9 protein-coding genes are annotated in these 11,025 nt (G+C 32.9%); 3 read left to right on the forward strand and 6 right to left on the reverse strand.

Going from position 1 to position 11,025, the window contains the following annotated elements:
- Nucleotides 1-146: 146 nt before the first annotated feature.
- On the reverse strand, nucleotides 147-284 hold the full coding sequence (locus HU235_RS23660; RefSeq protein ID WP_095298984.1) for a protein YkpC: 138 nt from the start codon (nucleotides 282-284) through the stop codon (nucleotides 147-149).
- A 415-nt stretch (nucleotides 285-699) separates the two neighbouring features.
- Nucleotides 700-1,707, reverse strand: a complete 1,008-nt coding sequence (gene mreBH / locus HU235_RS23665) for a rod-share determining protein MreBH (protein ID WP_095298983.1) — start codon at nucleotides 1,705-1,707, stop codon at nucleotides 700-702.
- A gap of 312 nt (nucleotides 1,708-2,019) precedes the next feature.
- Here mreBH and recQ point away from each other — a divergent pair, with 312 nt between their 5' ends.
- Nucleotides 2,020-4,173 carry a DNA helicase RecQ gene (recQ, locus tag HU235_RS23670; RefSeq protein ID WP_174881795.1) on the forward strand — a complete coding sequence of 718 codons (2,154 nt, stop codon included), beginning with the start codon at nucleotides 2,020-2,022 and terminating at the stop codon, nucleotides 4,171-4,173.
- Nucleotides 4,174-4,238: 65 nt separating this feature from the next.
- On the opposite strand, the gene HU235_RS23675 is transcribed toward recQ, so the two are convergent.
- A complete protein-coding gene (locus HU235_RS23675; protein ID WP_095298980.1) occupies nucleotides 4,239-5,291 on the reverse strand; it encodes an AbrB family transcriptional regulator in 1,053 nt (350 codons plus the stop codon).
- Nucleotides 5,292-5,593: 302 nt separating this feature from the next.
- On the opposite strand from HU235_RS23675, the gene HU235_RS23680 reads away from it, so the two are divergent.
- Nucleotides 5,594-6,256, forward strand: coding sequence for a potassium channel family protein (locus HU235_RS23680; protein WP_095298978.1), 663 nt, complete (start codon nucleotides 5,594-5,596; stop codon nucleotides 6,254-6,256).
- Between the two features lie 52 nt (nucleotides 6,257-6,308).
- Here the strand turns inward: HU235_RS23680 and rnjA are convergent, their stop codons facing one another.
- The 3 genes from rnjA to def form a co-directional block, all read right to left on the reverse strand.
- Complete coding sequence (rnjA, locus tag HU235_RS23685) at nucleotides 6,309-7,976, reverse strand: ribonuclease J1 (RefSeq protein WP_145580822.1); 1,668 nt, start codon at nucleotides 7,974-7,976, stop codon at nucleotides 6,309-6,311.
- Nucleotides 7,977-7,980: 4 nt separating this feature from the next.
- Nucleotides 7,981-8,190, reverse strand: coding sequence for a DNA-dependent RNA polymerase subunit epsilon (locus HU235_RS23690; protein WP_095298975.1), 210 nt, complete (start codon nucleotides 8,188-8,190; stop codon nucleotides 7,981-7,983).
- A gap of 559 nt (nucleotides 8,191-8,749) precedes the next feature.
- Nucleotides 8,750-9,304: a peptide deformylase gene (gene def / locus HU235_RS23695; RefSeq protein ID WP_145580821.1), complete on the reverse strand. Its 555-nt coding sequence runs from the start codon at nucleotides 9,302-9,304 to the stop codon at nucleotides 8,750-8,752.
- Nucleotides 9,305-9,932: 628 nt separating this feature from the next.
- Between def and HU235_RS23700 the strand changes: the two genes are divergently transcribed.
- Nucleotides 9,933-10,607, forward strand: a complete 675-nt coding sequence (locus tag HU235_RS23700) for a YkyA family protein (RefSeq protein WP_233452410.1) — start codon at nucleotides 9,933-9,935, stop codon at nucleotides 10,605-10,607.
- Nucleotides 10,608-11,025: the final 418 nt, after the last annotated feature.

The raw sequence follows: 11,025 nt of genomic DNA on the forward strand, positions 1-11,025 counted from the left end.
GTCTATTCTTGAATGCTTGATTATGTAAGGGAAAGTAAGGGTAATAAATGTCTATTTTTATAGCTCGTTTATTTGTGCCCTAGAAAACTCTTCCTCATATTAACATGATAAATTTGAACAGGTAATGCAGTCTTTTTCAAATGTCATTACTCCCCTTGAACTTGAACAACTTCATGATTATTTGAAGGACCTGCTGGCATGTTTGCGAGTGAAACGCTCATTCCACCCATAATAATAACCGCTAAAGTCAAACTAATAATGATTCTTCTACTAAAATCTTTCACAAAGAAACCTCCCAATTTTACACACTTATTCGAAAAATGAAATTGCTCTAAATTGTAGCAATTTTGTTATGAAATTTAAACCAAAGCTAGTATATTCATAAAGCAATATTTTGATGTGTATAAATGTGTAAATTTTTTGTAAAAAAAGAGGTTAGGTAAAAGTGGCTGTTACACATTCTTCTATAACAATTGAAATGCAGCTTAAGCTTAACGAAAATCTCGCAAATAAAGCGAACATCGAGCTTTGTCAAAGCAATTTAAAAAAATCCGAACTTATACGAAATTCAAAATTTCAAATAATAGTTCGGATTTTTTCGTCTTTAATTAAATTTAGAAATCAAACCTCCTAAGCAGCTATCATAGTAATAAGTGCACGAATGAAGATAATATATGAGGTGTGATTGCATATTGTTGTTTATTTTGCAGCTTTTAATATTTTATTAATTACTGTTAATGATCTTCCAGTCCCGATTGCAACTGATTCTAATGGATTAGGTGCGATATGGACAGGAACAACAATTTCTTCACTTAACCATTCTTGAATTCCTTTCATTAGTGCTCCTCCACCAGTTAAAATGACACCACGATCGACAATGTCTCCACTTAATTCTGGAGGACAGTCCTCTAATGTAGCACGAATTGCTTCTAAAATATGATAAAGTGATTCTTTCATGGCATCCTGCATTTCGTAAGAAGATACTGTAATGGTTTTTGGTAAACCTGTTACCAAATCACGTCCACGTATATCCATAGTTTCTTTTTCGTGTTTAATTAATGCATAGCCAATTTCCATTTTCATTTGTTCGGCTGTTCGTTCACCAATTAAGAGATTGTATTGTTTACGAATGTATTGAATAATGTCTTCGTCTAATTGGTCTCCTGCAATTCGAATCGAGTGGCAGGAAACGATTCCACCAAATGAAATAATCGCAACCTCTGTTGTACCACCGCCGATATCGACGATAACGTTGGCAATTGGCTCATCTACTGGTAAGTCTGCTCCAATAGCAGCGGCAACTGGTTCTTCAATTAAATGAACCTCTTTTGCGCCTGAGCTTTTTATTGCATCTTGAATTGCTCTACGTTCAACTGAGGTTGCTCCAGAAGGCGTACAAACAACAACAGTTGGCTTTCTCATTGACATACCTAATTTACGAGAAGTAAGCTTCATGATGTATTTTAACATGTCTGTTGTGACATCATAATCAGCAATAACTCCATCCTTTAAAGGTCTAACGGCAACAATTTTTCCAGGAGTTTTACCGATCATATTTTTAGCTTCAGTTCCTACAGCCAAAACTTTATTTGTCTCTGAATCGATTGCTACTACTGAAGGTTCATTTAATAAAATTCCTTTGTTTTTACTATAAACTAATATATTTGCAGTTCCTAAATCTATCCCTAACTCTGTCATAGACAACATGATATATCAAACCTCTTTTCTCCTTCTTTCTTATAGAATATGTTGAACTTTGTTGTTTTTTGGGGAGTGTCATCATACTGAAATATAATCGTTATCAGTTTGATAAAAAAGATCCATAATTTTATTTAAAAAGAAAATTTTTCACAGTAAAAATAACTCTTACAAGCAATATTTAAATGATTCAGCATGGAGAATGAAAAAAATACAAGAAAAGACTGAATTTTCATAGCCGAACCTTGTATGTGAAACATGTTATACTATTAATGATGAAAATAGATAAAGTACTAGAACCACAAGGAGCTAGAATTGAATATGTTACAAAAAGCAAAAGAGCAATTAAAAGAATATTTTGGTTATTCATCATTTCGAAAAGGGCAAGAGTCTATCATTGAAAATGTTTTAAAGGGTAAGGATACGTTGGCGATTATGCCAACTGGTGGTGGTAAATCAATCTGCTATCAAATCCCAGCATTGCTTATGGATGGTGTAACTATCGTTATCTCTCCGCTCATTTCATTAATGAAAGACCAGGTTGATGCTTTAGAAACAGTAGGGATCCCTTCAACATATATTAATAGCAGCTTAACAATTAATCAATTAAATGAACGTCTAGAAGATATCCGAAATGGGATTTATAAAATTGTATATATTGCTCCAGAGCGCCTTGAGTCTGCCTCGTTTTGCTCACTCATCTTAGATTTACATGTATCTATGGTTGCAGTAGATGAGGCCCATTGTATCTCACAGTGGGGGCATGATTTTCGACCAAGTTATCGAAGAATCAATACTATGATTCTTGATTTTCAACAAAAACCAATTGTTATTGCTTTAACTGCAACTGCAACAAAAGAAGTTACAAACGATATATGTCAATTATTAGATATCGATTCAGATAATACATTTGTAACAGGGTTTAGACGTGATAACTTACTTTTTAATGTGATAAAAGGTGAAAATAAACGAGATTTTATCACTAAATATATTAAAACAAACGAAGATCAAGCAGGAATTATTTATGCAGCTACAAGAAGAGAAGTTGATGAGCTTTATCAATTTTTAACGAAAAATGGGGTAAGAGCAGGTAAATATCATGCAGGTTTATCTGAAAAGGAACGGACTAAACAGCAAGATCAATTCCTATATGATGAAATTGACGTCATGGTTGCAACAAATGCATTTGGGATGGGGATTAATAAATCAAATGTTCGTTATGTTATTCATCATAATCTCCCTAAAAATATCGAGGCATATTATCAGGAAGCAGGACGTGCAGGACGTGATGGTGAAATAAGTGAATGTACGATATTGTTTGCTGGTCAAGATATTCAGCTCCAAAAGTATTTAATTGAGCAGACAACTTTAAGTGATGAAAAAAAAATACTTGAGTATCAAAAATTACAACAGATGGTTGATCTTTGTCACACTGAAAGATGTATTCAAACATATATCGTTGAATATTTTGGAGAGGAAACTCCTGAATCAGATTGTGGGAAATGTATGAACTGTCGTGATACACGAGAAAAAATCGATGTTACCGATGAAGCGTTAATGGTATTTTCATGTATTAAAAGAATGGACGAACGGTTCGGAAAGACATTAGTAGCCCAGGTATTAAAGGGCTCAAAAAACAAACGGATTAGTCAATTTGGATTTGAGAAGCTTTCAACATATTCCTTAATGAAGCATAAAACGGAGAAGCAGATTGTTGAATTTTTAGATTTTCTTATAGCAGAAGGATATCTATCTTTATCGAATGCCCAATACCCAATCTTGGAGCTAACAAATAAAGCTCGAAAGGTAATAATTGAGAAACAGCATGTTTTTAAGAAAGAACAAGCGAAAATACAGGCGATTGAAGCAAATGACGCCCTATTCGATGTTCTCAAACAAGTGAGACGTAACTTAGCCTCACAACTGTCTGTGCCTCCATATATTATTTTTTCTGATAGCAGTTTAAAAGATATGAGCCAGAAATGTCCAACAACAAATGAAGAGTTTTTAGAAGTAAAAGGTGTTGCGAAAACAAAGCTTGAAAGATATGGGGAAGCATTTTTACATGCAATCCGAGCATTTTTACAACAAGATACTGTTTCAGAATTAAAGGAGATAGATACAGTTGTAAAGCAAACCATACAAAATATAGATACAGAAAAGACAGCTAGTCATGTTTTGAGCTATCAGTTATTTACAGAAGGATCGACAGTTTCAGAAATTAGTAAAGCGAGAGGTCTAACTGAAATCACAATACAGAATCATATTATTCGTTCAATAACAGAAGGTCATCCGATTGAGTGGGAAAAAATTATGACAGCTGAGCAGGAAACGATGATAATTGAGAAAATATATGAGCTAGGAACAGAGTTATTAAAACCATTAAAAGAGGCACTACCGCCTGAAATTAGTTATTTTCAAATAAAAGCTACGATTTGTAAAATGAATTTGGAGTCAACGACTATAACTAAATAGAAGAAAAGCAATGGTCCAAATCGTTAGTGAAAACGATCTGGGCCATTGTTAATCTCATAGATTTTTTAAATCCTTTCATAGGTAATTTTCTTTAATCCGAATTTTAATAAGCTAGGTAAAACACTAATAATAAATAATAATCGTATAAATTGTAAAGAACTTACGACTGCCGGATCGGCACCAATGCTTGATGCAGTTAATACCATCTCAACAAGTCCACCTGGAGCAAATGACAACATCGCTGTACCTGTATCCAAATCAGTGATTAACGTGAATAAATAACCAATTCCAAAGCTAGCCCCTATTAGAAGCAATGTAGTTAAAAAATATAATCCGCAATATTTTCCACCAATTTTTAAATCCTTAAACGTTATCATTAAACCAAAGCTTATACCAATTGTTAATTGTGCAAAAACCAACACAATATTAGAGAAAGACGGTAGTGAAATACCGATGATATTCAGCATTGCCGTTGTCAGAAGGGGACCGATCACGTATGAAGCAGGTAAAAATGATTTAAATAGGTAACCAGTTAAACCAGCAAGGATATACCAGCCGAACGAAAAAAAGGAAGCATTGTTTGTGATTGTATCAATCAAAGTTCCACCTTGTTGAGGTTCAAACATATGCAATATAGTAAATGGTACAAAAAATACGACAGTTAGCAGTCTTACGGTTTGAAAGATGGTTACTAACGAAGTATTGGCATTTAACGATTCACTTGCAGTAACCATTTCAGTTAAACCACCGGGAATAGATGCAAATATGCTTGTGTTTCGGTCAATTTTTACAAATTTGCTTATCATTACTCCATTTATGATACTAAAGGAAATTAAGACGATCGTTGCTATAAGAAATGGTACTACATAAGGAGCAACCGTTAAAAAGGTATCCTTATTGAAAGAAAGTCCGAAACTAATTCCTAAAATACTTAAAGAAATATTTTTAAATAACAATGGTTGTACATATTTAGGTTGCTTTGAAAGAATAGACCGTAAAGTAATGAGGAAAATCATAGGACCCAATATCCAAGGTAGTGGAATATTGAGGGCATTAAATACTATGCCACCACAACAACCGATAATATAGGGAAAGAGTGTTACGTATAGCTGCTTCATATGTAACCTCCAAAACTTTTATTTTAACAGTAGTATTTTATCATAAGAAAGAGTTGGTTTATATTATCTTGACTGCCCCCTGTCAAAACGAATAAAGTTATGGTACGATTTTTAATAGGTTAGAAAAATATAAATTGTTCACTATTTATTCGTTAATATTTATAGCGTCTAGTAAACTTAAACATTAAGACTACAAGTAATCGCTTTTTATGTTTTTAGATTTCTCTTATATAATGTCATGCGATAAGACGCTGCACTACTTCTTATTATCGGTGATTTCATAGGTTTTGGAGGTTATTATTTTGAAAAAAGAATTTGCAGTAATTGGACTAGGTCGTTTTGGAGGTAGTATTTGCCAGGCATTAAGTGATGAGGGTTTAGAAGTAATGGCAATTGATATAGATGAAGATAAGGTAAATGCTTATGCAAATATTGCTTCACATGCGGTTGTAGGAGATACAACTGATGAAACAGTATTAAAAAGCCTTGGAATTAGAAATTTTGACCACGTCATTGTTGCTATAGGTGATAATATACAGGCAAGTATTCTTACGACAATTATTTTGAAGGAGCTAGGAGTAAAGGATATTACTGTTAAAGCTACTAATGATTATCATGAAAAGGTATTGTCGAAAATAGGAGCCGATCGAATTGTCCATCCTGAACGAGATATGGGGAAAAGAATTGCTCATAAAATTGTTTCTAATAATGTTCTTGATTATTTGGAGTTATCTGATGAGCATAGTATTGTCGAGATTAGTGCAAATGAAAAAATCCACGGTCATTCCATTATTGAATTAGATGTTCGAGCAAGATATGGAGTAAATATTGTAGCGATTAAAAGGAACAAAGAAATTATTGTTTCTCCTCAAGCAAATGAAAAAATCCAAAAGCACGATGTATTAATTGTAATAGGAGCAGATAGTGATATTAATCGTTTTGAAAAGCGTTTGCTCGGTGATTAAAAGAAGGGTGTTGACAAAATTGTCAACACCCTTTATTCAATGCCTGTATTTATTACACTTCCATAATAATTGGAAGAATCATTGGACGACGTTTAGTTTTCTCGTATAGGAATGGAGCTAATGTGTCTGTAATTTCATTTTTAATTTCAGACCATTGACTCGTACGACGCTCCATAATTTTATTTAAGTGTTTCGTAATAAGGGATTGGGCATCATTAATTAAATCTCCAGATTCGCGCATATACACAAAGCCTCGAGAAATAATATCAGGACCTGCAGCTATTTTGAAATCCTTCATATTGATGCTAACAACTACAATAACTAAGCCTTCTTCTGAAAGAATACGACGATCACGTAAAACGATATTACCAATATCACCGATACCACTACCGTCAATGTAAACTGACCCAGATGGGATTTTACCAGCAACGCCAACTTCATGATCACCAATTGCTAACACTTCACCATTATCCATAATGAAGCAATTTTCTTCCTTTACACCGCAATCAACTGCAAGCTTAGCATGCAGTTTTTGCATCCGATATTCTCCATGAATCGGCATGAAGTATTTTGGCTTCATCAGTCGTAGCATTAATTTTTGCTCTTGTTGGCCACCATGACCAGATGTATGAATATCATTTAATGACCCATGAATTACTTCAGCACCTGCACGGAAAAGCTGGTTAATTGTTTTACTTACACTTAACGCATTTCCCGGAATTGGTGAAGATGAAAAAACAACATTATCCCCTGGGATAATTTGTATTTGTCGATGTGTTCCATTCGCGATTCTTGATAAAGCAGCCATTGGTTCACCTTGACTACCTGTACATAAAATACAAACACGATGAGCAGGCAATCGATTAATTTCATGTGCATCAACAAATGTATCTTTCGGACAATTAATATAACCTAATTCTTGACCTATTTGGATAGCTGCTTCCATACTTCTACCAAAAACCGCTATTTTACGGTTCGATGCAACAGCTGCCTCAACTACTTGTTGGAGACGATGAATATTTGATGCAAATGTTGCAAAAATAATTCTTCCATCAACCTTCCGGAAAATTTCCTGAATGCTGTCACCAACTCGTCTCTCGGACATCGTGAAATGAGGAACTTCACTATTTGTACTATCAGATAGTAAGCAGAGTACACCGTCTTTTCCGATTTCTGCCATTTTCGTTAAGTTTGCCGGTTCACCAACAGGAGTAAAGTCAAATTTAAAATCGCCTGTATGTACAATATTACCTGGTGGTGTCTTTACAACAATTCCATAAGAATCAGGGATACTATGTGTCGTTCTAAAAAAAGTAACCGATGTTTTCCGGAATTTAATTATGTCATCTTCCTGAATTTCAATTAATTTTGTTTGGCGCAATAGTCCGTGCTCTTCAAGCTTATTTCTTAAAAGACCGAGTGCCAGTTTTCCGCCGTATATTGGTATATTTACTTGGCGTAATAAATACGGAATTCCGCCGATATGGTCTTCATGTCCGTGCGTAATAAATAAGCCTTTAATTTTATCCTCATTTTTTGTAAGGTACGTGTAATCAGGGATTACATAATCAATTCCTAGGAGCTCATCCTCAGGAAACTTAATACCAGCGTCAATTAAGATAATCTCATCTTGAAATTGAACACCGTATGTGTTTTTACCAATTTCACCGAGTCCGCCTAAGGCAAAAACAGCTACTTGGTCGTTTTTAACAAATTTCATACAATCAAATCTCCAATACTTTAAAGTTTTCGCTTTGTTCTTCGTAAGCTAAATACGCTCCATCAATAGGAGTTACGAATTCAATATTATAAGGACGGTCTTTTAATTTAGAGCGAACTTCTCCTTCAGAAGTAGCATTAATATAAAGAGTGTTTGTTCTTTCACGAACAGGTACCTCTGTAATCTTGTCCTGAAAATATACTTTGAAAATCATTTGCCAAATCTCTCCTTAACTTCCGTATGTTAGACTAACTTTTTCTATTATATTCGATTATGACGAACAAGCCAACCCTAGTAGGGAATATGCACAAAACAATTTATCATATTATTAAAGTTAAATTCATAAATAGTAACAAAAAAATCAAATAATGTGCAAATGTATTTTAATAAATAAACAATAAAAATAATGATTTTTCCTTTACAATTTTATTTTCAGACGACAAATATATCGGATTTATGCAATTGTTTTACGTTTTAATAAATGTTTCCATTGTTTTCTTAATGAATCTTTAAGTTTTTTTAGCATTATGATTACCTCCCAAATTTAAATTGTGATATTTCCGCTCAATATGTGCTGCTTTTATTGATAGTATATGTAAAATGTTCGAATCATTTACATGGGTAATCATGGAAAAAGGATTGTGCTAAGTTATTCCTTTGTTCAAAGTCAATTCTTCCTGTGATATAGTTTGAAAAATAAAAAAAGACGTGACTGTATAAAATGTACCCTAGTGTTGGACATTTTATAAGGTCACGTCTTTTTTTATTCACCATTATCGACCAATTGCAATAGCGTTTTCAGGTTCTAAAAATGGATTTTCATCATTAATATGGTCATAAAACATAACTCCGTTTAAGTGGTCTATTTCATGTTGGAATACAACTGCTAGTAATCCCTTTAAACGAATATCGATTTGCTCGCCTTCAAGTGTAGTAGCTTTTACGCGAATACGTGCATACCGAGGAACAATACCAGGTATTGCTCGGTCAACAGATAAACAACCTTCACCGTTACTTAAAAAACTTTTTTCTATTGAATGGCTAACAATCTTAGGATTAAATAGTGCGTAGCTATGTTGCACACCTTTTTCATCCTCAACATAAATCGCAATCATTCGTTTTGAAACATTTATTTGTGGTGCAGCAAGGCCAATACCCGGACGTAGATTATATTTTTCTGCAATTTCAGGGTCTTGACTATTTTTTACGAATTCAAGCATATTTGCAAGAATTTCTTTTTCCTCGTCTGAAGCAGGGAGAATGACTTCCTCAGCTACTTTGCGTAATGTAGGATGTCCTTCTCGTACAATGTCTTTCATCGTTATCATGATGTAACACTCCTTATTTGATAAACGTTTGTAATTCAAATTGCTTTTTAAACAATAAGTTAAACGATTCAGTAAATAAATTATAACGGAAGAAATAAAAATCGGGAAGAAATGAGTATAAATCATTTTCTTTTAGTTAGACTGTTTTCGTAAACTCTGCTGTTATTTACTTGTAGTAGCTTGGTTGGATACCTCGTTAAGCAGGTGGTGTACCTTCCTTGTAGGACTCACCAATCCGTCAGAGCCTGTAGGAGGCACACAAATTACTCGACAACCTTTACGATAGCTTAAAAGATCAGTATTTTGAAAAAAATTTAATTAAATAGGTACAAATAATTTTAGTAATAAACATTAGATGATTCCATTTTTCTCTTAACTAGTTAGAGTTAGCATTGGGAAATTTTATTTTTGGGTACTAAATTTAAATAATATAGGTCTAATCCCGCTAAATAAATCATATTTATGACAATATATTTAGCCTTTAAAAAGGACAACCTTTTTGAATGATGAAAAAATAAATAAATTATATAAGCAGTTAAACAGATTAAATGAAAATAATAGATTACTAATTGTAAAAATGTCTTTTACAGATTATAGTAGAAATGAAATGATAGGGGGAATACTTTTGTTGTTTAACTATAAACATAAGCGGATTATTATTTTGTTTATTTCTTGTCTTTTCGTCACACTTTTAGCAGGTTGTTTCGGTCCATCTCCTGAAGAGAAAATATATACCACTCTTGAGGAAGTTGTTAAGCTAGAGGGTGATTTTGAAAAACAACAAGCACCGCTTTTAGAATTAGAGAAAAAGGAATCTGAAATTTATAATCAAATTATCGATTTAGGAATGGATGAATTTAATAAGGTAGTAGAGCTTTCAAAAGAAGCAGTGACCCTAGTTGAAGACAGGGAATCAAAAATTGACAGTGAATATGAAAGCATTATGGCATCAAAAAAGGAATTCGAATCCATTGATGAACAGATTGAGCAAATCGAGGATAAAGATTTGTTAGAAAAAGCAAATCAGCTCAAGAAAACAATGGATGAGCGTTATTCTGCATATGAAGAGCTTTATAAGTTATATAAAAGTTCGATTACGTTAGATAAAGAACTATATACAATGTTACAAAAAGAAGATTTATCTATTGAAGATCTCGAAGCACAAACGGCGAAAATTAATGAAACTTACCAAAAAGTGATGGAAAAAAACGAGTCGTTCAATAAATTTACCGAACAGTATAATCAGGAAAAAATGGACTTTTATAAAGCTGCAGAATTGAATGTTAAAGAAACTGATGAATAAAAACAAAAGCCAATCTTTATGATTGGTTTTTTTATTTGTAATTAAGTATCTTCACATATAGGAATCAATTCTTTTGTTAAAATAATATTTTGTTCGAAAAATATCGATATAGGCAAGTATAGATAATAAATCGTTTAGTATGACGTAAGGAATACAAAAATGAAATTTTAAGTAAATAAAAAGCGTTAGATGATTCAGACTTTTTAGAAAGATAAACTGTACTATAAAAAACTATAACAGATTTCCTTTTTGTAATAATACAGATATAAAAGAATGGTTAAATTTTAAATCGTAATAGTTAGAAAAACTTTTAAAAAACCTTATGCAAACTAATTGACGGACGTAAAAACATTGGTGTAAACTTGATAATGAATTATTCATAGTTGTATTAGTTCATAATTTATAGGAACTAATACAG

The organism is Metabacillus niabensis (assembly GCF_902829255.1).
Classification (GTDB): Bacteria; Bacillota; Bacilli; order Bacillales; family Bacillaceae; genus Metabacillus; species Metabacillus niabensis.